The sequence below is a fragment of the Rhodopseudomonas parapalustris genome, from assembly GCF_053772255.1.
This window is the reverse complement of record NZ_JAMKBZ010000033.1, coordinates 1-22,692: the sequence shown is the minus strand read 5'-3', so window position 1 is coordinate 22,692 and position 22,692 is coordinate 1. Positions and strand designations below refer to the sequence as shown.

Sequence of the window (22,692 nt, the reverse complement as noted above, 5' to 3'; positions counted from 1 at the left end):
GGCGGGCGGAAGACGATCATGGATGTGCTGAAGATGGCCGGCGCCGCATACCGTGCGCTGACCGCCAGAAAAGAAGCGCCGACGCTGTACGACCTGTGCGATCCGGTGTTTCTCGGCCACAAGCACGGCGACCCGCACATCTCCAAATTCTACAAGACCGCGCTCGCCAACCCCGCGCTGCGGCCGCTGCTACGCAAGGCCGGGCTGCCGGAGCTGCACGATCCGGTCAGGTTCCGCGCCGTGCGGGATGCCCTGATCAGCGCGCGCGACGACGCCGAGCCGGATTGGGCGGCCATCGGAGCGCCGATCGCCGAACTGATCGACAGCGTTAGACTCGAACACCCGCGACCACCCGGCTGGGTGGCGCCGGCGCAGACGCCGCGGCTTTCCGACATCGACAGCGCGATCCGCGCCTGCGGCGACCATCTGCTGCAATCCTGGAGCCGCAATGGCTTCTTGCCGGCCTATGCGGCCTTCAACCTGATCGGCGATCCGGATTTCGACGGCCGCGCCTTCGTCGCGACGCTGACTGGGCTGAATGCGCGCAGCTACAAGAACTCGACGCTGCTGTTTGGTCTGGCGCGGGTGTTCATCGCCCGCTCGCCGGCAGCGGGCGTGATCAATCCGCGCTGGCGCGGCATCGCCGAGCCGATGTGGTCGCCCGTGCAGATTCGCCATCGCTCGGCCTATTACGACGCATTCTACATCGAAGCGCTGCTCGGCTTCATCGATACCGGCCTCGGTACGCCCGACGACACCCGGGCGGCGCGGCGGATGATCGCCGACATGGCCGAGTTCTGCCTGAAGACCAGCCGCGAGCGGGTGCGCACGGCGGAGGGCGAGCCGTTCGATGTGATCACCGCGCTGGCGCCGCCACCACACCCACGGTTTTCGCGGTTCTTCGCCAAGGTCAAACACAACCTCGGCTTCGGCGTCTACGTTCCGGACTGCGACACCACCGCCTGCTCGATCTCGGCCGCCACCCAGGCGAATTCGTCCGATCCGATCATCGATCAGCCGCTGATCGATTTCTACCGCACCTATCAGGTGCGCGCAGGCGCCAATGCGCCGATGGTCACGGTGCCGCTCAACGACAATATCGACTACGACGGCGGCATCGTCACCTGGATCGACAGCCTCGCCGGCGAGCGCCCGTTCGGCAACGATCTCGACCCGACGCTCAATCTCGACGTGCTCGAGGTCAGCTTCCGCAATTGCGCGCGTTGGCGGATCGTCGAGACTCCGGCACGGCTGGAGACGGTGCGCCGCATCGTCGACTTCCAGCGCCGGCTGGTTGCGAGTGGCGCCTTCGCCGACCCCAAGTCACATGTGTATTATCTGCCGGAATTGTACTGCGCGTATTTCGGCCGCTGCTACGCCACCTTCCGGACGCTGGACGAAACCGCCAGACGTGCGATCGATCCCGACGGCGTGTTCGAGGCGATCCGGCAGCGCGTGCTGGCCTACGTGCAGGACGAACTGATCGCCAAGGAGATGAACGTGTTCGACGCCGCGTTGGCGCTGATCGCGCTCGGCCATCTCGGCGGCGATCCTGCGCACCTCGCCCCGGCGCTGCATTGCATCCTGAGCCACCTCGGCGAAGGCGGCGGCCGTGCGCCGTTCAAAGCCTACGAGTGGAACAAGATGAAGACCCCGACGCGCATTCTGGTCGGCGGGCCGGAAGTGACCTCGGCGTTCGTGCTGATGGGGCTGGCGCTGGCGCGCAAGGCGCTGCTGCAGCGGGCGCACCACGCCTGAGCTTCGCGCGAAGTTGAATCGCAGCATCGCCGAAGCTCTGGCCCGTCGGCCCAAGATTGAGCACAATCGCCGGACCTGTTTGACGGCAGGGTGACTGCCGGGAAGGTCGACGCATGCTCAAGCTGAACACATGGCTGCTGCCGCTTTTGCTCCTGCTGCTGCCGGTAGCCGCCCAGGCCGCTGACATCAGCGGCGTACCCAAGATCCGCGACGGCGACCATATTCTGATCGGCAAGTCCCGCCTCCGCCTCGCCGGCATCGACGCACCGGGGCTGGATCAGCTCTGCCTCAATACCAAAGGCGACCGCTGGACGTGCGGCGTCGCCGCACGCGACGCGCTGGTTCAGCATACCGCCGGCAAGAGCTGGACTTGCCACGTTCAGCGCGTCGACAAGGCCGGCCGCTCGATCGCCAAATGCGACATCGACGGTGAAGACCCCGGACAATGGATGGTCAAGAACGGCTGGGCCCTGGCCGCCCCGCTGTCGTCCCACACCTACGATGCCGACGAGAAGGCTGCCCGTGCGGCCAAGCTGGGGCTGTGGCAGGGCTCGTTCATCGCGCCCTGGGCGTGGCGGGTGCGCAGCAGCAAGACGCCGATCCTCGGCGCCACCAGACCGCCGAAGGATGCCCGCCGGATTCTGCTCGCCTCGGCCTCCGGGCCGGTGGCGCCGTCGCCGGACTGCACCATCAAGGGCAACGTCAACAGGTCCGGCGAATGCATCTATCACAAGCCGACCAGCCGCTGGTATGCACAGATCCGAATGAAGATCAGCAAGGGCACGCGCTGGTTCTGCTCAGTCGAGGAAGCCGAAGCCGCCGGCTGCCGCGAGACGCGGCGCTGATCGGAGCGCGATCTGCCAGCTGCGGGGGCGAACGGTGAAGCAGACGGCGGACGAGGCTTCGCAGCCGGCGCGGCCGCGCAAGCGCCGGCTACGGCGGGCGTCGCAGATTTCGGTGGTGCTGATCGGCTGCTACGCGATCCTCGCCTATCTGGCGCTGCCGCTGTTCTGGACTCACTATGAGCACCAGCGCGGGCTTGCCGACATGCCGATGGTGACCCGCACGGCGCAAGGCATTCCCGGCGATCCGATCAATGTCGGACTGATCGGCGATCAGCACGACATCGTCTGCGCAGTTCTGGCGGCGCACTGGCATCCGGCCGATCCGATCACGCTGCGCTCGTCGATCGCGATCGCCGGCAGCGTGCTGCTCGATCGCCCCTATCCGGACGCGCCGGTGTCGAGCCTGTACTACCTCGACCGCCGCGAGGATCTTGCCTTCGAAAAGCCCGACGGGCGAAGCGCCGACCGGCGCAATCATGTACGGCTGTGGAAAGTACTCGACAGCGGCCAGGAAGGCCGCCCGGTCTGGCTCGGCAGCGCCACCTTCGACCGCGGCGTCGGCATCAGTCACTACACCGGCGCGGTGACGCATCACATCGCACCGGATATCGACGCCGAACGTGACCGCTTCGCCGCCGACCTCGAAGCGACCAAAATGGTCGAGGCGAAATATCAAATCACCGGAATCGGACCGACGGTCGCCGGCCGCAATGGCGAAGGCGATTCATATTACACCGACGGCGAGGTCTGGATTCTGCGGCTGACCGAAGGCTGCAAGACGCGCAGCGAACCGGTCGAGATCCTGCCGAGCCCGCTCGCCACCCAGATCAAGGACCAGATCTTCCGCACCGTCACGGATGCAATCGAGCCCGGCGCGCCGGCGCCTTGAAATCGACCCCGCGGCCCGGCATGGTCGCAGCATCTCTCACCACAGGGACCAGTACCATGGCCGTCAGCGCCGGACGGGAATTCTTGGCGATTCCCGGACCTACCACCATGCCCGACGAGGTGCTGCAGGCGATGCATCGCCCGGCACTCGACATCTATTCGAAGGAGATGGTGGCACTGAGCGAGGGGCTTCTCGCCGATCTCAGCCGGCTGTTCGCCACCAAGGGCAGATCGTACATCTACATCGCCAACGGCCACGGCGCCTGGGAAGCGGTGATCAGCAACGTGATGTCCCGCGGCGACAAGGTGCTGGTGCTGGAAAGCGGACGGTTCGCAGTCGGCTGGGGCAATGCGGCCCGCGCGATGGGCTGCGAGGTCGAGGTGATGCCGGGCGACTGGCGCCGCGCGGTGCGCGCCGACGAAGTCGAAGCGCGGCTGCGCCGGGATACTGCGCATACGATCAAGGCGATCGTGGTGGTGCAGGTCGACACCGCCTCCAGCGCCCGCAACGATCTCGAAGCGATCGGCCGCGCCATCAAGGCGGCGGACCATCCGGCGCTGTTCATGGTCGATGCGGTGGCATCGCTGGGCTGCATGCCGTTCGAGATGGATGCCTGGGGCATCGACGTCGCAATGTCGGCCTCGCAAAAGGGACTGATGTCGCCGCCCGGCCTGTCGTTCGTCGCGGTCGGTGATCGCGCCCGCGCCGTGCATCAGAACGCCGGCCTGCGCACGCCGTATTGGGATTGGACCGAGCGCGACGGGCCGGAGCACTACCAGAAATATGCCGGCACCGCGCCGGTGCATCTGTTGTTCGCGCTGCGCAAGGCGCTCGACATCCTGAAGACCGAAGGGCTCGACAACACCTTCCGGCGGCATCATCTGCTCGCCGGGGCGGTGCGCCGCGCCGTCGACGTCTGGGCCGAAGGCAACGTGCTCGGCTTCAACATCGAGCATCCGGACGAACGCGCCGACACCGTCACCACCGTCCGGGCCGCCGAGGGCCACGACGTCGCGGCGCTGCATCGCTACTGCAAGGAGAAGTGCGGCGTGGTGCTCGGCGTCGGCATCGGCGAATTGCAGAACAAAGCGTTCCGGATCGCCCATATGGGCCACGTCAACGCCCCGATGGTGCTCGGCACGCTCGGCGTGATCGAGATGGCGCTGACCGCGCTCGGCATCCCGCACAGCCGCGGCGGCGTCGACGCCGCGATCGCGTATCTCGCCGAGAACGTGCCGACCTAAATCAGGATCGGCGCCGCCGAACCGCCTGCCACGACAACAGCACCGCTCCAAACAGCAAAGGCCCCGGCGAACCGGGGCCTCCGAAGCATCGATCATCAGGCGTGGACTAACCCCACGGGCCACGGCCGCGCGGTTGGCCGCCCCAGGGGCTGCGGCCGCTGCCGCGCGGGGCGCCGCCCCAGGGAGCAGCGCCGGTGCTGCGCGCGGACGGCGAGGCCGGGCGATACGCACTGCCGCCGATCTCGGCCGCGAGCCGCTGCAGCGCCGCGATCCGGTTATCGGTGGACGGGTGGGTCGCGAACAGATTGTCCATGCCCTGCCCCGACAACGGGTTGATGATGAACATGTGCGCGGTCGCCGGCGAGCGTTCGGCCTCGACGTTCGGCACCTGATGCGCGGCAGCTTCGATCCGGCCGAGCGCCGAGGCGAGCCACATCGGCTGGCCGCAGATCCGGGCGCCCATCTCGTCCGCGGCGTATTCGCGGGTGCGGCTGATCGCCATCTGCACCAGCATGGCGCCGAGCGGCGCGAGGATCATCAGCGCCAGCGAGCCGATCAGGCCCGGGCCGTTGTTGTTTTCGCGGTTGCCGCCGAAGAACATGCCGAACTGCGCCACCATCGAGATCGCACCGGCGATCGTCGCCGTGATGGTCATCAGCAGCGTGTCGTGGTGCTTGATGTGCGCCAGCTCGTGCGCCACCACGCCGGCGAGTTCCTCACGGCTGAGCTGGTGCATCAGCCCGGTGGTGACGGCGACGGCGGCGTTCTCCGGATTGCGGCCGGTGGCGAAGGCGTTCGGCTGCGGATTGTCCATGATGAACACCCGCGGCATCGGCAGGCCGGCGCGGCCGGCCAGTTCCGCCACCATCCGGTACAGATCCGGCGCCGAACGCTCGTCCACCTCCTGGGCGCCGTACATCGACAGCACCATCCGGTCGGAATTCCAATAGGTGAAGATGTTCATCGCCGCGGCGACGACGAGCGCAATCAGCGCGCCGTTGGCGCCGCCGATCAGATAGCCGACCCCCATGAACAGCGCGGTCAGGCCGGCCAGTAAGAGAGCGGTCTTGAAGTAACTCATGGTCCTCCTCCTGCGTTTCCACTCCCGCAAGGGAGCCTGGATAACGCATCCGTGAGATGGGGAATTCCATTAGCCGGGGCAAGATCGCGTTGTGCGGCAGGCCGTCGCGGCTCACCGCCGCCGCAATCCTCAACGAAAGTCCCTGTGTGACCGATCCGACCACACCGCCCGATGCGATGCGCGTCTATCCCGCCGGCGTCAGCATCGTCCGCCGCAGCCAGCGCGGCCCGGCTTGCGTACCCGCCAGCATCACTCTGCCCGAGCTGGACACCTGGCTGCTGCACGACGCCTCCGCCGAGCCGGAGATGCTGCTGACGTTCGAATCGCTGATGTGGCGGATGAACGCCGTCGGGCTGCCGGTGCATCGCGCGACCCTGCACATCCGCACGCTGCATCCGCAACTGCTCGGCTTCGCCTGGAACTGGCGCGCCTCGGACGGGCTGTGCGACGAAGTCCAGGTCAACCAATCGACCGCCGACACCGACGCGTTCCGGCTCAATCCGCTGCAAAACCTGTTCGAGGGCGGCAAGGCGATCCGGCGCAATCCCCAGGATGCGGCCGCGCAGGCGGAATTCCCGATCATGCTCGACCTCGCGGCCGGCGGGTACACCGAATACCTGGCCCTGCCGATGGGCGGTGAGCGCTTCCGCCACGCCGTCACCTTGGCGACCATGCGACCGGGCGGCTTCACCGACGAGCACCTCGCGCAGTTTCAGCGGCTACTGACGCTGTTCGGCCTGCATGTCGGTCGCCACGTCGCGACCCGGATCGCCATCAATGCGCTCGGCGCCTATCTCGGCCCGGTTGCCGGCGCCAAGGTGCTGAGCGGCGACATCAAGCGCGGCGCCGGCGAGCCGATCCACGCCATCATCTGGATGTCCGATCTGCGCGGTTTCACCGATCTGTCCGACCGGCTGTGCGGCAACGACATGATCGCGCTGCTGAACGCTTACTTCGAGGTGTTCGCCGACGCGGTGCTGCGCAACGGCGGCGACGTCCTGAAGTTCATCGGCGACGGGCTGCTGGCGGTGTTCCCGCTCGGCGACAATCCGCGTACGGCCGGCAACGCCGCGCTGACGGCCGCGATCGAAGCGCAGGCCGGCCTATCGCGGCTCAATCTGATCGACCCGGCGGGCGTGAACTGCGAAGGCTGGCGACCGCTGCGCGCCGGCATCGCGTTGCACGAGGGCGAAGTGTTCTTCGGCAATATCGGCGCCGCCGAGCGGCTCGACTTCACGGTGATCGGACCAGCCGTGAACGAGGCCAGCCGGGTCGAGGCACTGCAGAAGAGCATCGGCCGCAGCATCCTGGTCACCACGGCGGCCGCCGCCCACATCGACGCACCGCTGGAGCCGCTCGGTGACTACCCGCTGCGCGGCGTCACCGTCCCGATGACGATCCTGGCCCCGCCCGAGCCACCGCTGCGCCAGCCGCTGGCCGCCGCGTCATAATCCTCGCCGTTTCGGTTTGGCCTTGCCAAGCCGAGCGAACGCCTCCTATTTTCAACTGCAACGCGCCACAGAACGGGGGCACACCTCCGCATGGCCGCTACAACATGCCGAGGGAGGCCCCATGTCGATCCAGGTCGCGGATTCGTCGCTCGTCGCACGGCTGTCGCCGCCGAAACCGAGCGCGCTCGCCCACATTCCCGGTGACGAAGGCTGGCCGATCATCGGCCGCACCCTGGCGGTGCTCGCCGATCCGAAGGGCGAGGTCGAGAAGATGGCGCGGACTTACGGTCCGGTCTATCGCAGCCGCGTGCTCGGCGAGACCTCGATCACGCTGCTCGGGCCGGAAGCCAACGAGCTGGTGCTGTTCGATAACACCAAGCTGTTCTCCTCGACCCATGGCTGGGGCCCGATCCTCGGCCGGCTGTTTCCGCGCGGTCTGATGATGCTCGATTTCGACGAGCATCGGCTGCACCGGCGCACGCTGTCGGTGGCGTTCAAGGCCGGCCCGATGCAGTCCTATCTGGCCGAGCTCAACACCGGCATCGCCCGCCGCATCGCAGAGTGGCGAAGCCGCCCCGGCGAGATGCTGTGCTACCCGGCGATGAAGCAGCTCACCCTCGATCTCGCCGCGACCTCGTTCCTCGGCACCGCGATCGGCGCCGAGACCGAAGAGGTCAACCGCGCCTTCATCGACATGGTCGCGGCTTCAGTCGCGCCGATCCGCAAGCCGTGGCCGGGCACCGCGATGGCCCGCGGCGTCAAGGGCCGGCAGCGCATCGTCGCTTACTTCGCCGAACAGATTCCGATCCGCCGCGCCAAGGGCGGCGACGACCTGTTCTCGCAGCTCTGCCGCGCCACCCACGACGACGGCGCGCTGCTGTCGAACCAGGCGATCATCGACCACATGAGCTTCCTGATGATGGCGGCGCACGATACGCTGACCTCGTCGCTGACCTCGTTCGTCGCCGCGCTCGCGGCGCATCCGGAATGGCAGCAGAAGCTGCGCGAGGAAATCGCCGGCCTCGGGCTGAAGCCGGGCGAGCCGATCAGCTTCGAACAGCTCGATGCGCTGCCGCTCACCGAGATGGCGTTCAAGGAAGCGATGCGGCTGCGGCCGCCGGTGCCGTCGCTGCCGCGGCGGGCGACGCGCGCCTTCACCTTCAAGGGCTACACGATTCCGGCCGGCACCATGGTGGCGGTCAATCCGCTGTTCACCCACCACATGCCGGAGATCTGGCCGAACCCGGATCAGTTCGATCCGCTGCGCTTCACCGACGACGCCTCGCGCGGCCGTCACCGCTTCGCCTGGATTCCCTATGGTGGCGGCGCGCACATGTGCCTCGGGCTCAACTTCGCCTACATGCAGGCAAAGTGCTTCGCCATGCACTTGTTACAGAACGTCGACCTGTCGCTGCCGCCGAACTATCAGGCTTCGTGGCAGATGTGGCCGATCCCCAAGCCGAAGGACGGGCTCCGGGTCAATGTTGCGCCGGTGAATTAGCTCGCAGAACAGCTCCTCTCGTCATTGCGAGGAGCGAAGCGACGAAGCAATCCAGAAGCCCCGTGCTCGGCTCTCTGGATTGCTTCGCTTCGCTCGCAATGACGGATTGTCGATACTTCGACGAGCTCACCCCTCGCCGTGATCGAACGCCTTGCGCAGCGCGACGTAGCCTTGCTGTTGGGCGGTCCAGTTGCGGCCGCCGGTGATGCCGCCGTCGACCACGAGGTCGTGACCGTTGATGAAGGTCGACTCATCGCTGGCGAGAAACACAGCGGCCTGGGCGATGTCATCCGGAATGCCGGCGCGCTGGATCGGCTGCGCCGTCCTGTAGATCTCGCGCATCGTCGCCGCGGTCTTTTCGGCCGCATCGGTGGTCAGCCCCAGCGCCTTGCCGAAGATCCCTGTCGCGATCGCACCGGGCGAGATCGAATTGACCCGAATGCCGGATTCGCCGAGCTCCATCGCGACGCATTTGGTGAAGTGGTTCACCGCCGCCTTGGCGGCGCCGTACACCAGGGACGACGAGAACCCGGCAAGCCGGCCGGCGATGCTGCCGTTGTTGATGATCGAGCCGGAGCCCTGCTTCTTCATCACTGGCGCGGCGTGCTTCATGCCCAGCATCACGCTGCGCACCAGCGTCGCCATCGCTGCGTCAAAGCGATCGACCTCGAGCCCTTCGATGCCGCCGGTCTGCGCCGGGCCGCCGGCATTGTTGAACAGGCAGTCGAGCCGGCCGAACCGGTCGAGCGCGGTTCCAATCAGCGCCTGCACCTGCGCTTCGTCGGTGACGTCGGTCTGCTTGAAGACGCAGGACTCCCCGAGCTGCGTCGCCAGCGCCTCGCCTTCGGCGACGCGTCGCCCGGCCACCACGATCTTGGCGCCTTCGGCCACGAATACCTCCGCGGTGCGCCAACCGATGCCGCTGGTTGCGCCAGTGATGACCGCAACCTTACCCTCGAGCCGTCCCATCCTTGTCACTCCCTGATCGAGCAGGCTTCACCTGCTACCGCTCTCGTTGTCGGCATTGATACGCTGTTAATGACAAATACTCGACTGCAATTCAAATCCACCCGGATGCAGCGATTACGCCGCAATGAGCAGCGGTCCTTAACCATTATTACAGCGGATATCGCCATTCCTGGCGCGCATGACGAGCGCCGCCCCATCCGCTGCTCCGACCGAGCCGACCGACGCTGCCGGCGATCGGGCGACCGTGACCGCACCATCCGAGGCGGCCGCGCCGGAGCCCGCGGACCTGCGGCTGTTCGAGGAAATCGTGCGAACGCTGCCATCGGCGGTGACGGTGCAGGACGAACAGGGCCGCTTCGTCTTCGTCAACGACGCTGCCGCCGCACAATATCGGATCGTCCCTTCGGCGACCTGTACCGCCGACAACCTGCCGCTCGATCGCCGCCGGCTCGACGGCGCGGCGCTGTTGGCGCGCGGACAGTCCGGCACTTGCGAGGAACGGATCGCCTTCGGCGGCCCGGCACGCGCGCTGCTGACCGCGCACAAGCCGGTGGACATCGCGGGCCGCAGATTGCTGTTGTCGAGCTCGCTCGACGTCACCGAGCAGAAGGCGATCGAGGAGGAGCTGTTCCGCCGCGCCTATTACGACGAGCTCACCGGCCTTCCGAACCGCGCCGTGATCGAGCGCCACGTCACCGCTTTGCTCAACGACCAGCGCCCACGGAATTTCGCCCTGGCGTTCCTCGACGTCGACAATTTCAAGCACATCAACGATTACTACGGCCATTCGGTCGGCGACGCGCTGCTGGTCGGAATCGCCAAACGGCTGTCGCTGGAACTGCGCGACACAGACGTGCTGTCGCGCATCAGTGGCGACGAGTTCCTGCTGCTGCTCGATCCCGTGACCAGCGAGGCCGAAGTCGCCGATCATATCGCGTTCCTGCTGCAGCGGCTGAAAGCGCCGTTCTTTATCGACGACACCGAGGTGTTCGCCTCGGCCTCGATCGGCGTCAGCCTTTATCCGGAGCACGGCCGCGACTATGAAGCGCTGCGGCAGAACGCCGATATCGCAATGTACCGGGTCAAGAGCGACGCCAAAGGCGCCGCGGCGATCTTCAACATCGCGATGGAGCGCGAAGCGCTGGAACGGATGGCGGTCGAGCAGTCGCTGCGTCAGGCCATTCTCGACAAGCGGTTCTGCTGCGCATTCCAGCCCAAGGTCGACATCCGCACCAACGAGATCAAGGGCATCGAGGCCCTGGTCCGGCTGCGCGACGACAACGGCGTGATCCAGGCGCCCGGTTCCTTCATCGACCTGGCGGTCGAACTCGGCCTGATCGACGAGCTGACCCATCTGGTGCTCGGCGAGATCATGAAATCGATCGACCTGATCAACGCCACCTTCGGCGAGGGCGCCAGCATCAGCATCAACGTCGCCGCGAAGCAGGCCGGCTCGCCGGACTTCATGCGCTCGTTCTGCGATGCGCTTGCGGCGACCGAATGCCCGACGCGGTTCATGGTCGAGATCACCGAAGACGCCTTCGTCACCAAGGGGCCGTTCCAGGCGGAAATCCTGCCGATGCTGCGCGAGATCGGCGTCAGGCTTTCGATCGACGATTTCGGCGTCGGCTATTCGTCGCTGTCGGCGCTCGCCGATATCACCGCCGACGAGATCAAAATCGACCGCTCGTTCATCACCGACATCCACAAGCGGCCGCGCAGCCAGGGCATCCTGCGCGCGATCGAGTCGCTCAGCGATGCGCTGGGCATGACGGTGATCGCCGAAGGGCTCGAGACCTTCGAAGAGCTCGCTTACCTGCAGGCGATGACGCGGATCCGCTACGCGCAGGGCTATTACTACGCCAGGCCGATCTTCCTCGAAGAACTACCACCTGCCGTACCTGCGTTCACCGGCGGGCGCCCCGGCGATCCCGGGCGCCGCATCGAACAGGCGCGGCAGTCGCTGATCCGCACGACCTACGCGCGGCGCTGAGCAGAGCCGATCTAGGTTCTCTGCCCGACTCGGATTCGTATTCCGCATTGCGAACAAACAACTGATAATCAGCGCGTCACACCTCCGGTACTGTCCGAGGGGCGTAAGCTTGATCTATCGCAATGTGACTCGGGGGGCGTTCGGCGATTGTACCGCCACCGTCAGACATCTTGGAGGGCGAAATGCCTGCCATAGCCGCCCCTACCCGCTCGTCGACCGGCTTCTCGAAACCTTCTCCGATTGGCTGAAGCACCGCCGTGAAGTCGTCGAGATGTGTCAGTTCGACTCCGCCGAATTCGGCCGCATCGCGCACGACCTCGGCGTCACCGCATCCGACCTCGACGAGTTGGTCCGCCAGGGCCCGCACAAGGTCGAAGAGCTCCCGCAACTCCTCAAGGTGCTCGGCATCGACGAGGACGCCATCGCTCGCGCCCAGCCGCTGGTGATGCGGGACCTGGAGCGGGTGTGCGCGCTGTGCCGCCACAAGGCCGAGTGCGATCAAGACATCGCCGACGGCTCGCTCGCCGAGCACTACCAGGCGTACTGCGCCAACAAGGTGACGCTCGACGCGCTGGATAAGGACTTTCACGTCACGCCCGGCACCGTCCGTCACTAAGCGCGACGATGTCGCACCGCTGGGTCCGGCTGCTGGCCACGGGTTTTCTGATCGTCGCGGTGCTGCTGATCGTTCGGCTGCACCGCGCTGGTGGTGCAGCACCGCAAGATGGCCTTTCGGTCGGTCACAAGCTCGCGGTCGCCTGGTGTTCGGACTGCCACGCCATCGCGGCGGGTGACGCCCGGGACGGAAAAGGTCCGGCGTTCGCGCGGATCGCGAACCTGCCCTCGACCACGGCGCTGTCGCTGACCGTGTTCCTGCGCTCCAACCACGCCAATATGCCGAACTTCATCATCGCGCCCGGCGATGCCGCGGAGATCGTGCAGTACATCCTCAGCCTGAAGCGCAATTGATCCGGGCGTAGCCACGCCGCGCCCGACGCCATCGCCCTCGCCCTCGGCGGGACGCACCGCCGCCCTTCCCGCCTGAGAGCCCTGCATGGATTTCGACCACAGCGACAAGGTGCAACGGCTGCGCGCGCAGCTCTCAGATTTCATGCGTTTCCACGTCGAGCCGGCCAATGTCGCCTGGCATCGCGAGGTCGCTGCCGGACGCTATCCGCTGGATCTGATCGAGCGGCTGAAGTCGAAGGCGTTTTCCGAGGATCTGTGGAATCTGTTTCTGCCGGGCCTGCGCGACGAGGATCCCGGTCAGCGCCTCGGCAATGTCGAATACGCGCCGCTCGCAGAGATCATGGGCCGGGTGCATTGGGCCTCGGAAGTGTTCAACTGCAACGCGCCCGACACCGGCAACATGGAGCTGCTGCATCTGGCGGCAACGCCCGAGCAGCGCAGCCAGTGGCTCGACCCGCTGCTGATCGGCGAGATCCGCTCCTGCTTTGCGATGAGCGAGCCGGATGCCGCATCGTCGGATGCGCGTAACATCCGCACCACCATCACGCGCGACGGCGACCACTACGTCGTCAACGGCCGCAAGTGGTTCATTACCGGCGCGGCACATCCGAACTGCAAGCTTGCGATCGTGATGGGCGTCACCGGCGAGCACCTGCCGGCGACCTCGACAGAGCGGCATTCGATGCTGCTGGTGCCGATGGACACGCCGGGACTGTCGATCGCCCGCAATATCCCGGTGATGCACTACCATTCGCCGGACGGCCATTGTGAGCTGGTATTCCGCAACGTCCGGGTGCCGGTCTCCAACCTGCTCGGCGAGGAAGGCAAGGGCTTTCGGCTGGCGCAGGACCGGCTCGGACCCGGGCGGGTGCATCATTGCATGCGAACCATCGGCCAATGCGAGGTCGCACTCGAACTGATGGCCGAACGCGCGCTGGAGCGCGAGGCATTCGGCAAACATCTGGCCGACTTCGCCAACGTTCAGGACTGGATCGCCGAGTCGCGGCTGGAGATCGATCAGGCACGGCTGCTGGTGATGCAGGCGGCGCATCGCATGGACCGCGCCGGCAACGCTGCGGCGCGAGTCGATGTCTCGGCGATCAAGCTGGTGGCGGCACGGCTGCAGACCCGCGTCGTCGACCGCGCCATGCAGGTATTTGGGGCGATGGGACTGACGCCGGATACGCCGCTGTCCTACTTATGGACCTGGGGCCGGGCGATGCGGTTTCTCGACGGGCCGGACGAAGTGCATTTGCGGGTGGTGGCCCGCGCCGAACTGGCCAAGGCGAAAGCGCAGGCCGGCAGCAACGCCCACCACTTCGTTCCGCCGTCGCAATTGCTGACGGAGTGATCAGCGCCGGGCGGGCTGCGACAGCACCGTGACGATCCAGCGTGGGATCTCGCCGGACTTGTCTTCCTTGACGGCGCGAACAATACCGGTGACCGAGGAACCACCGACCTTCAGGGTCGCGGCCCGACCGCTGAACTGCGCGATCCGCGACCGGCGAGCTTCTTTCAAATCCGTAGTTTCGAGCGTCTGCAGCATGGATATTACCCCTCTCAGGCTCGACTATTCGCAGTCGTCGTTACGCACTGATTAAATCAGTCGCTGGTATGAATACCTGCCTCGCTGCGACGAAAGACCAAGACGACTGCTAGCGACGCCCCGTCACGCCGGTCGCTGCGACCGGCCGCCGCACGCTGTTCCAACATCCGCTGTCAGCAATTCGCCTGACTGGTCGGGCTTTCGCATTTGCCCTATTCAAAAAGGGCTGGGAATCGGCGCTTGCCGGTTGTTTCGCGCTCGAGATCGTGGACGCAGTCGAGGATGACGACCTCCGCAGCAGCGTGCGCGTAGCTGACCGTCTTTCCACCCCACTCGCGGCGATGCCCGGGTGGACGAACCTGAAAGGGCACCCGCCACCGCCGGGTGACAATAGGTAAATCAATGCAGTATTGGATCGGTGCTTTTGCAATCGCTCTCGTGGTCGTCATCGGCTACGCCGGCGGTCCACTGGCCGCCCTCGTCACCATCGCCACCTTCCTGATCGCGCTGTTTCTGTTGTGGGCGCGCGAAATCGGCTTCAAGGGCGCCTGGGAGAGGTTCGGCCTGCAGACCATGACTCCGCCGCTGTGGAAGGTGGAGAACTGGGATCGCTTCAAGCTGATCTTCATCGACCAGAACAAGGTCGTGAAGGCCTGCACCGTCGCGGTGGCGATGATTGCGCTGGCGATGTTCCTGCCCCGCAATCTGGTTGCGCTGGTGTATCTCGCCGCCGCCGCCTGGGGCGTGTTCGAGGTCTATCGCGCCAACAGCGCAACGGCCCCGCGGCCCGGCACGCCGATCAACTGATCGACGCCGATCGGCAGCGCGATCCGCGCCGCCACGAAAAACAGGAGGCCGGCGGAGCAATCCGTCGGCCTTTTGCGTTCGAGGGCCGCCCCTGCGCGCCACTCGCGGCCAGCGTCGGGCCGCACTGCGCGTGAGCAATATTGAACACGTCCGATTTCGACGGATTCCAGCCCCGTTCGGCCGTATTCAAGATTCGCTTACCGTGATTGCTAACCCGCCTCTCATTTGTGGCTGGTAGTTTTCACGGGATGCAGAGCCCCCGTGCCCGATCTCAGGCCCTCGGCCCTCCACCGAACGTCAGCGAGCGGCTGTCGCTCGCCGGAGCGCTTCGCCACCGTCCAATCCTCTGGCTGATCCTCAGCGGCGCAGTCCTGATCGCCGGAATCGCCCTCACCACGGCGTTGACGGTGAACAATTTCCGCGAGCGGGCGCTGCAGAACGGCGAACGCGAACTGTCCAACACCGCACTGTTGCTGGCGCTGCATTACGATCGCGAAATTGAAGAGTTTCTACAGATCCAGAACGAGATCGTCGCGACGGTGCGCCAGGCTCACCAACAATCCGCCGACGAGTTCGGCGGCGGGATGGCGACGCTCGCCGCACACCATATGCTGAGAACCCGCGCCAGGGGTGCAACCGACATCACCGCGCTGAGGATCTTCGACTCGACCGGCCAATTGATCAACGCGTCGAATGCCTGGCCGGTCCCCGAGATCTCGATCGCCGAGCAAGGCTACTTCCTCGAGCACAAAGCGGGGACCGCACCGCGGATCACCGTCGCGCTCGAGCAGAATGCGCTGGCGGGCGGTTGGACCACCGTGCTGGCGCAGCGACTGAACGACGCCAACGGCGCGTTTCTCGGCGTCGTCACCCGCGCGATCACGCCGATGCACTTCGACCGCTTCCTGTCGCAGGTGTCGCTGGTCGGCGATTCCGCGATTGCCGTGCACCACAGCGACGGCACGCTGCTGACGCGCCATCCCTATATCGACGGCATGATCGGGCACAATTTTCGCGACGGCCCGATGCATCAGCAGGCGCTGTTCGACGACGACACCACCGCCCGGCTGACCTCTCCGGTCGACGGCCAGGAACGTCTGGTCGCCTCGCACGGGCTGAGCGAGCTGCCGATCGTGATGGTGGCCAGCATGACCACCGAGGACGCGCTGGCGAGCTGGCGCAGGCAGACCAAGCTGCTGGTGTCGGTGGCGATCGTCTCGGCACTGGTGGTGACGGTGATCCTGCTGCTGATCGTGCATCAGATCTCCAGGCATCATCACGCCACCCAGCGCAAATTGCTGCTCGACAAGCAGCGCCTCGACACCGCGATCAACAACATGTCGCAGGGGCTGCTGCTGTTCGACGCGCAGGCCCGATTGGTGGTCTGCAATCAGCGCTATCTCGATATGTACGGACTGTCGCCGGAGATCGTGAAGCCGGGCTGCAGCCTGCGTGACGTGCTGGAGCATCGCAAGGCCACCGGCTCGCTAGGCGGCGATGTCGACACAATCGCCACCAATCTGATCGACACGCTGTCCAGCCGGAAGGTCTCGCAGGTTCATAACATCGGCGACCGCTCGATCGAATTCTCCAGCGTACCGGTGCCCGGCGGCGGCTGGGTCATCACCCACGAGGACGTCACCGAGCGGACTCACTACGACGAGCGAATCTCCTATCTGGCGCATTTCGACAGCCTGACCGACCTGCCGAACCGCACCATGTTCCGGCAGCGGCTGGAAAAGGAATTGCAGCGCGCCGGCCGAGGCGCACTGTTCGCGCTGCTGTATATCGACATCGACGAGTTCAAGAACATCAACGATACGCTCGGCCATCCGGTCGGCGACGAGTTGTTGAAGCAGGTCGCGGTGCGGCTGCGGGATTGCGTGCGCGAGACCGATTTCGTCGCCCGGCTCGGCGGCGACGAGTTCGCCATCATCCAGATCGCGGTCAGCGGCGCCGACGAGGTCACCGCACTGATCGACAGGATCTACGAATCGATCCGACTGCCCTACCAGTGCCTCGGCCATCAGCTTTCTACCGACGCGTCGATCGGGATCGCGATCGCGCCGCGCGATGGCGCCGATCTCGACCAGTTGGTGAAGAACGCCGACCTTGCGATGTACAGCGCCAAGGCCGAGGGACGCCGCACCTTCCGGTTCTTCGAGCCGGAAATGGACGCTGCCGCCAAAACCCGCCGCCAGCTCGAATTCGATCTGCGCAGCGCGATCACCAACCGCGGCTTCGAAATCCACTACCAGCCGCTGGTCGATCTCGGCACCGATACGATTACCGGCTGCGAAGCGCTGCTGCGCTGGCGGCACCCGACCCGCGGCATGATCTCGCCGGCCGAGTTCATTCCGATCGCCGAGGACACCGGCCTGATCAACGAGATCGGCGCCTGGACGCTGGCGACCGCCTGCTCCGAGGCGGCGACCTGGGACGCCGACGTCACCCTCGCCGTCAACATCTCCCCGGTCCAGTTCCGCCAGCCGACGCTGGCGCTGCTGGTCGCCTCCGTGCTCGGCTCGTCCGGCCTGCCGGCGAACCGACTCGAACTCGAAGTCACCGAGGCGGTGCTGATTCACGACGACGACGCGGCGCTGACCACACTCACCCAGCTCCGCGCGCTCGGGGTCAGGATCTCGCTCGACGATTTCGGCACCGGCTATTCGTCGCTGAGCTATCTGCAGCGCTTCCCGTTCGACAAGATCAAGATCGACCGCAGCTTCATCGACGCGATCGACACCGCCGAGGGCTCGACTGCGATCGTGCAGGCGGTGGTCAACATCGCTGCGGCTCGTCGCATGACCACCACCGCGGAGGGCGTTGAGACCGCACGGCAGCGCGAGATCCTGAGCAAGCTCGGCTGCACCCAGATGCAGGGCTGGCTATTCAGCCCGGCGGTGCCTGCACCGGCGTTCCGCCAGTTGCTCGACACGCACCTTTCGACCTGCGCTGCCTGACCGGCATGGCTGCTTCTGCGTCGTAGCAGCGGCGCACAGCACGCCCTACACTGGCCGGCGCCGACGCCCGCCGTCGGCGTCTCCGCCGGTTCTCCCATTTTCAGCGAAAGCCTCCGCATGTCCGACCATTTCAGCCATCTGCAGCAGATTCGTAAGCCGGCGATCACCGCCACGGGCGGCATCGTCGCGGCGCAGTCGCGCCGGGCCGCCGAGATCGGCGCCGATGTGCTGGCGGCAGGCGGCGACTGCATCGACGCGGTGATCGCCACCACCTTCGCGCTCGGCGTGGTCGAGCCGTGGATGAGCGGCATCGGCGGCGGCGGCGCGATGGTGCTGTATCGCGCCAAGGAGGACCGCACCGAGGTGATCGACTACGGCATGCGGGCGCCGCAGAGCCTGCGGGTCGAGGACTATCCGCTGACCGGCGCCGGTGCCGCGTCCGATCTGTTTCCGTGGCCGCGGGTGAAAGACGACCGCAACATTCATGGGCCGGCCGCGGTCGCGGTGCCGGGCGTGGTCGCCGGCATGGAGGAGGCACATCGCCGCTACGCCAGGCTGCCGTGGCGCGATCTCGTGGCGCCGAGCATCGCGCTCGCCGGCGACGGTCTTGCGATCGACTGGTGGACCACGCTGATGATCGGCAGCGTCGCCGCCGATCTGCGTCGTTACCAGGCCAGCGCCGCGTCGTATCTGATCGACGGGCTGCCGCCGCACGCCCCCTGGGGCATCAAGTCGAACGTCGTGCTGCCGCAGGACCGGCTGCAGGCAACGCTGGCGCAGCTCGCCGAACAGGGGCCGCGCGACTTCTACGAGGGCGACCTGGCCCGCAGCCTCGCGGCCGATATCCAGGCCAGCGGCGGCACGCTGTCGGTCGAGGATCTGGCCGGCTTCCGCGCGCATCTGCGCGACCCGCTGACGATCCCGTATCGCGGCGGACATGTCTTCGCGACGCCGGAGCTGACCGCCGGACCGACGCTGGCGCACACCTTGCGGGTGCTCGGCGATAATTTGACGCCGAGCGGCAAAGAGCCGAACACCGACGCTTACGCCGCCTACGCACGGGCGCTGCAATCGGCCTATGCGGAGCGGCTGCGCGACATGGGCGACGCCGACGGCCGCCGCGCGCTCGGCGCCGAGCATCTGGCGCCGGCCTGCACCACGCATTTCTCGGTGGTCGACCGCGACGGCAACATGGCGGCGGTGACGCAGACGCTGCTATCGACCTTCGGCTCGAAATTCGAAACGCCGCACACCGGCATCATGATGAACAACGGCATCATGTGGTTCGATCCCGAGCCGGGCCGGCCGAACTCGCTGGCGCCCGGCAAGCGCTGCCTGACCAACTACACGCCGGTGCTGGCGCAGGCGCCGGACGGCCGCCGCTTAGCACTCGGCGCCTCCGGCGGCCGCCGCATCCTGCCGGCGGTGGCGCAGATCCTGTCGTTCGTGATCGACTACGGCATGGACCTCGACGCCGCGATCCACCAGCCGCGGATCGACGCCAGCGAAGGCGAGGTGGTGATCGGCGACGTGCGCCTGCCGCCGGCGACGCGCGAGGCGCTGCGCAACCAATTCGATTACGAAGAAGCGCGGGTGCAGACCTTCCCGATGAAATTCGCCTGCCCGAGCGTGGTGCTGCGGCACGGATCCAGCAACAGCGGCGCGACCGAAATCGCCCAGCCGTGGGGCGATGCGGTGGCGGAAGGCTGAGGCGCGCCTCGCAGCAACCCGCTTCCGGCCGGCTCAGGCGGACACAGCCTCCTGGGCCGACTGTCGCCGTGCCGAGCGTAGAGACGCATCGCCGAACTCGCGCGCAAACGACGACGCTGGTCGTCGCGGCCCGATCAGATCGGACACCTCGGCGATGTCCGCCGTCTCCAGCGCGCGATACGCCGCCACATGCGCGTCGAGCTGCGCCAGACCGAGCGCGCGACCGTCTTCGCCGGCGACCATCACGTCCCAGCCTTCGCTCTCCCAAATCCGCGCCTTGGCGAGCGCGATCAACGCGCTATCGCGCACGCAGCGCATCTTCTCGTCTCCTCGAACGGCCGTGATGGTGTAGGGCAAGCTTCGGCTCCTCGTGCAGCGAACATTCGCCGTAGCCGAGCGCTTTGACCGCAATTCGCCGCCATCATGGCGATTTCGGGCTGGCGGAACCGGGTGTGGATATCTCGCCTTGCGTGGGGCCGAGGCGATTCGTCGTTGCAACCAGCGATCGGTCGCACTGCGCAGCTATCGGTTGAACACACCGCCGATCACATGCAACTTTCTTCCCGCAGCGTGTCCTTCAAAATTTGCACGCGAACTGGGGGCGATTGGAGTGTTGGGGGGCGAGACCCATGCCTCTGCTCCACGTAAACTGGAGTCCGGCGACCAGCCAATGACAGTTCCGTTCGAGCAAACGATCTAGTAAGTGAGCATACTCGGTAATCAGAACGCGGTCTGGAGCCTATGATGCCGAGACGACCGTTCACGATCGAACGGCTGAAGCAAAGATCTTCGAAGTACACATCCTGACCGCAGCGAACCCCAAGGAGCTACGATGTCTCCCGTATCGCTACTATTGAATATCCTCTGGATCGCGCTCGGCGGGTTCTGGATGGCGGTCGGCTGGGCGGTCGCGGCGGTGATCATGGCGATCACCATCATTGGACTGCCGTGGGCGCGTGCGGCCTTCAGTATCGGGGTCTACACGCTGTTTCCGTTCGGCCAGACCGCGGTGCCGCGGGAAACCGTCACTGGACGCGAAGACATCGGCACCGGGCCGCTCGGGGTGATCGGCAATGTGATCTGGCTGGTGTTGGCCGGCTGGTGGCTCGCGATCGGCCATGTCGTCACCGCCGTGCTGCTCGCGGTGACGATCATCGGCATTCCGTTCGCCTGGGCGCATCTGAAGCTGGCCGCCATCGCGCTGTGGCCGATCGGCAAGGTGATCGTCCCGATCGACCAATACTAGCGCGGGCAGGCAACGCGGGGCGTGCAGCGGCGGTCGGCGGGCCTGCCGGCACGAGCGGTTCGCTCACTGCCGCGCGTCCCATTCCTTTCGCAGGATCGCGTACTGCATCGTGTTCTCGTAGATCGGCTCCCCGTGGTCGTCGGACTTGAACGACACGAACTCCACGAACAGCCCTTCCTGGCGCATTCCCAGTCGTTCACACAGACGTCGCGACGCCGTGTTGTGATCCTCCACATAGGCATAGAGACGACGAGCGCCTCCGGCAGCGAACCGATGCGCGAACAAGGCTCGGACGGCCTCGAAAGCGAACCCCTGTCCGCCGAAATCCGCGTTGAAATTCCACCCGACCGAAACCGTATCGTCCTCGGGCACGGCGAACAAATCGCCGATCAGCCGGCCGGAAGTCTTCAGGCAGACGGCGATGTGCTCATCGCTTCGGCTGCGCTCTTCGGCCTCGGCCCGCGCGGCGCCGATGTCCTCCAGCTTTAGCGAAAGGAAGCAACTCGCCCTCGGTTCACGCAAATAAGCATAGAGGTCGGCCGCATCCTCGGTCCGGAAATTCCGCAGGACCAGCCGGTCTGTTTCAATCGCGTCCATATCAATCGTGTCCACCGAGCCTGTCTCGTCGTCCACGACCCTACCGGACGATTCCGGCCAAAACACTGCACTCGCGCCCGACCGCCGGAGCTTCATCCTGTTCAATCCGATGCGCGCGCCGGGCGACTCTCAGGAGAGCGGCGCAATCCGCCGCATCATTTCGAGGATTCGCCGCATGCCGAGCTCACGCCCTATCGTCCCCGCACTTCTGGTCGCCTCCGCGCTGAATTTGGCACTGATGGTGCCCGGCGGCTTCGTCGAGACGCGCGACTTCAGCGCCTATCCGGCGATCGTGCTGGGCGCGTTCAACGTGTTTCTGACCGTGCTCGGCTTGGGAAGCCTCGTGCTCGCCTATCTCGTGATCAGGACGGGTAGAGCATATGGTTGGGCCGGTCTCGCCGGCCTCGCTTTCGTCGGTGTCTATCTGCTCGACTTGGGCCGCATTTTCCCGGTGACGCCCAACCCGATGTCGACGCTGCTGGCGACGCTGGAATGGATCGGCACAGCGCTCGGCGCCGCCTTGGCCGTTTCATCCGTGGTGCGCGGCGCGGCGGGCACCACAACCTCGGCCAGACCGACGCTGCCGTTGCCGGTCGTGCTCGCCCTCGTCGTCGTGGCGCTAATCATCGTGGCATTTGCGACCAAGTCGGCGATGGGCGTCTAGATTGCAAAGCGGCAGCGGGAGCCGCCCGACCAATGACCATCGGCGGAATTCGGCGCATCCAAAGCGATTCGAACATGCGGCCACCGTCCGAGGGGCTTACCCCTTGAAAAAATATCGCTTTTCTCCCCCGTTGCCGATCCGACTGCGATCGGCTACAGGAACGGGGCACGCACCCGTAGCTCAGCTGGATAGAGCGTTGCCCTCCGAAGGCAAAGGTCACACGTTCGAATCGTGTCGGGTGCGCCACTTGCGTACAAAACTGCGAATACCGGCCGCAGGGACGCTTTTCCCTGCGATGACCTGTTCAAGCGTTGCGCTGTCCCCGACGATCCGAACGGTGTGGTCGTCCACTTCAATTCGATCGATCACAGCCCGGAGATAGGCCTTCCGGAATGGAATTTCGCCGTTGGCGATGTTCTCGCGCATGATCCGGCCAAATTGACCTGCCCCTGAATTTTT

General features: G+C 66.0%; 20 protein-coding genes, 1 tRNA gene and 1 pseudogene. 16 read left to right on the top strand and 6 right to left on the bottom strand.

The window, feature by feature from the left end; translation table 11 throughout:
* Nucleotides 1–18: 18 nt before the first annotated feature.
* From M9H71_RS21620 to M9H71_RS21605, 4 genes are all read left to right on the top strand, one after another.
* Complete coding sequence (locus M9H71_RS21620; protein ID WP_455406960.1) at nt 19–1,758, top strand: hypothetical protein; 1,740 nt, start codon at nt 19–21, stop codon at nt 1,756–1,758.
* Between the two features lie 113 nt (nt 1,759–1,871).
* The gene (locus M9H71_RS21615) at nt 1,872–2,603 is read left to right on the top strand and encodes a thermonuclease family protein (RefSeq protein ID WP_455406959.1); all 732 of its coding nucleotides are present in this window, start codon (nt 1,872–1,874) and stop codon (nt 2,601–2,603) included.
* A 34-nt stretch (nt 2,604–2,637) separates the two neighbouring features.
* Nucleotides 2,638–3,492: an LssY C-terminal domain-containing protein gene (locus tag M9H71_RS21610; RefSeq protein ID WP_455406958.1), complete on the top strand. Its 855-nt coding sequence runs from the start codon at nt 2,638–2,640 to the stop codon at nt 3,490–3,492.
* A gap of 56 nt (nt 3,493–3,548) precedes the next feature.
* The gene (locus M9H71_RS21605; protein ID WP_455406957.1) at nt 3,549–4,736 is read left to right on the top strand and encodes a pyridoxal-phosphate-dependent aminotransferase family protein; all 1,188 of its coding nucleotides are present in this window, start codon (nt 3,549–3,551) and stop codon (nt 4,734–4,736) included.
* Between the two features lie 106 nt (nt 4,737–4,842).
* Here M9H71_RS21605 and htpX read toward each other — a convergent pair whose 3' ends face one another.
* Nucleotides 4,843–5,817 carry a zinc metalloprotease HtpX gene (gene htpX / locus M9H71_RS21600; RefSeq protein ID WP_455406956.1) on the bottom strand — a complete coding sequence of 325 codons (975 nt, stop codon included), beginning with the start codon at nt 5,815–5,817 and terminating at the stop codon, nt 4,843–4,845.
* 56 nt (nt 5,818–5,873) lie between these two features.
* Here htpX and M9H71_RS21595 point away from each other — a divergent pair, with 56 nt between their 5' ends.
* On the top strand, nt 5,874–7,268 hold the full coding sequence (locus M9H71_RS21595; RefSeq protein WP_455406955.1) for an adenylate/guanylate cyclase domain-containing protein: 1,395 nt from the start codon (nt 5,874–5,876) through the stop codon (nt 7,266–7,268).
* 121 nt (nt 7,269–7,389) lie between these two features.
* On the top strand, nt 7,390–8,769 hold the full coding sequence (locus M9H71_RS21590) for a cytochrome P450 (protein WP_455406954.1): 1,380 nt from the start codon (nt 7,390–7,392) through the stop codon (nt 8,767–8,769).
* A gap of 126 nt (nt 8,770–8,895) precedes the next feature.
* Here the strand turns inward: M9H71_RS21590 and M9H71_RS21585 are convergent, their stop codons facing one another.
* On the bottom strand, nt 8,896–9,738 hold the full coding sequence (locus M9H71_RS21585; protein ID WP_455406953.1) for an SDR family NAD(P)-dependent oxidoreductase: 843 nt from the start codon (nt 9,736–9,738) through the stop codon (nt 8,896–8,898).
* 178 nt (nt 9,739–9,916) lie between these two features.
* On the opposite strand from M9H71_RS21585, the gene M9H71_RS21580 reads away from it, so the two are divergent.
* The 4 genes from M9H71_RS21580 to M9H71_RS21565 all read left to right on the top strand — a co-directional run bounded on the left by M9H71_RS21580 (nt 9,917) and on the right by M9H71_RS21565 (nt 14,051).
* The gene (locus tag M9H71_RS21580; protein ID WP_455406952.1) at nt 9,917–11,731 is read left to right on the top strand and encodes a putative bifunctional diguanylate cyclase/phosphodiesterase; all 1,815 of its coding nucleotides are present in this window, start codon (nt 9,917–9,919) and stop codon (nt 11,729–11,731) included.
* A 124-nt stretch (nt 11,732–11,855) separates the two neighbouring features.
* Nucleotides 11,856–12,347: a hypothetical protein gene (locus tag M9H71_RS21575; protein ID WP_455406982.1), complete on the top strand. Its 492-nt coding sequence runs from the start codon at nt 11,856–11,858 to the stop codon at nt 12,345–12,347.
* Nucleotides 12,348–12,355: 8 nt separating this feature from the next.
* Nucleotides 12,356–12,700 carry a cytochrome c gene (locus M9H71_RS21570; RefSeq protein ID WP_455406951.1) on the top strand — a complete coding sequence of 115 codons (345 nt, stop codon included), beginning with the start codon at nt 12,356–12,358 and terminating at the stop codon, nt 12,698–12,700.
* A gap of 85 nt (nt 12,701–12,785) precedes the next feature.
* Entirely contained in the window at nt 12,786–14,051 is a 1,266-nt protein-coding gene (locus tag M9H71_RS21565; protein ID WP_455406950.1) for an acyl-CoA dehydrogenase family protein, read from the top strand.
* Here the strand turns inward: M9H71_RS21565 and M9H71_RS21560 are convergent, their stop codons facing one another.
* Nucleotides 14,052–14,246, bottom strand: a complete 195-nt coding sequence (locus M9H71_RS21560; protein ID WP_455406949.1) for a hypothetical protein — start codon at nt 14,244–14,246, stop codon at nt 14,052–14,054.
* A gap of 402 nt (nt 14,247–14,648) precedes the next feature.
* Here M9H71_RS21560 and M9H71_RS21555 point away from each other — a divergent pair, with 402 nt between their 5' ends.
* The 3 genes from M9H71_RS21555 to M9H71_RS21545 all read left to right on the top strand — a co-directional run bounded on the left by M9H71_RS21555 (nt 14,649) and on the right by M9H71_RS21545 (nt 19,726).
* Nucleotides 14,649–15,053, top strand: a complete 405-nt coding sequence (locus M9H71_RS21555; RefSeq protein WP_455406948.1) for a hypothetical protein — start codon at nt 14,649–14,651, stop codon at nt 15,051–15,053.
* A 248-nt stretch (nt 15,054–15,301) separates the two neighbouring features.
* The gene (locus tag M9H71_RS21550) at nt 15,302–18,016 is read left to right on the top strand and encodes a bifunctional diguanylate cyclase/phosphodiesterase (RefSeq protein ID WP_455406947.1); all 2,715 of its coding nucleotides are present in this window, start codon (nt 15,302–15,304) and stop codon (nt 18,014–18,016) included.
* A gap of 117 nt (nt 18,017–18,133) precedes the next feature.
* Entirely contained in the window at nt 18,134–19,726 is a 1,593-nt protein-coding gene (locus tag M9H71_RS21545; protein WP_455406946.1) for a gamma-glutamyltransferase family protein, read from the top strand.
* Nucleotides 19,727–19,759: 33 nt separating this feature from the next.
* Here M9H71_RS21545 and M9H71_RS21540 read toward each other — a convergent pair whose 3' ends face one another.
* Nucleotides 19,760–20,083, bottom strand: coding sequence for a hypothetical protein (locus tag M9H71_RS21540; protein ID WP_455406945.1), 324 nt, complete (start codon nt 20,081–20,083; stop codon nt 19,760–19,762).
* Between the two features lie 475 nt (nt 20,084–20,558).
* On the opposite strand from M9H71_RS21540, the gene M9H71_RS21535 reads away from it, so the two are divergent.
* Nucleotides 20,559–20,972 carry a YccF domain-containing protein gene (locus M9H71_RS21535; RefSeq protein ID WP_455406944.1) on the top strand — a complete coding sequence of 138 codons (414 nt, stop codon included), beginning with the start codon at nt 20,559–20,561 and terminating at the stop codon, nt 20,970–20,972.
* Between the two features lie 63 nt (nt 20,973–21,035).
* Here M9H71_RS21535 and M9H71_RS21530 read toward each other — a convergent pair whose 3' ends face one another.
* Nucleotides 21,036–21,605 carry a GNAT family N-acetyltransferase gene (locus M9H71_RS21530; protein ID WP_455406943.1) on the bottom strand — a complete coding sequence of 190 codons (570 nt, stop codon included), beginning with the start codon at nt 21,603–21,605 and terminating at the stop codon, nt 21,036–21,038.
* A 139-nt stretch (nt 21,606–21,744) separates the two neighbouring features.
* Here M9H71_RS21530 and M9H71_RS21525 point away from each other — a divergent pair, with 139 nt between their 5' ends.
* Together M9H71_RS21525 and M9H71_RS21520 are read left to right on the top strand one after the other, a co-directional pair.
* Nucleotides 21,745–22,233 (top strand): hypothetical protein, encoded by a 489-nt coding sequence (locus tag M9H71_RS21525; RefSeq protein WP_455406942.1) that lies wholly within the window; start codon nt 21,745–21,747, stop codon nt 22,231–22,233.
* Between the two features lie 169 nt (nt 22,234–22,402).
* Nucleotides 22,403–22,479, top strand: a tRNA-Arg gene (locus M9H71_RS21520).
* On the opposite strand, the pseudogene M9H71_RS21515 reads toward M9H71_RS21520, so the two are convergent.
* Nucleotides 22,450–22,692, bottom strand: a pseudogene (locus M9H71_RS21515) (recombinase family protein); the annotation flags it as partial. The gene M9H71_RS21520 and the pseudogene M9H71_RS21515 overlap by 30 nt on opposite strands.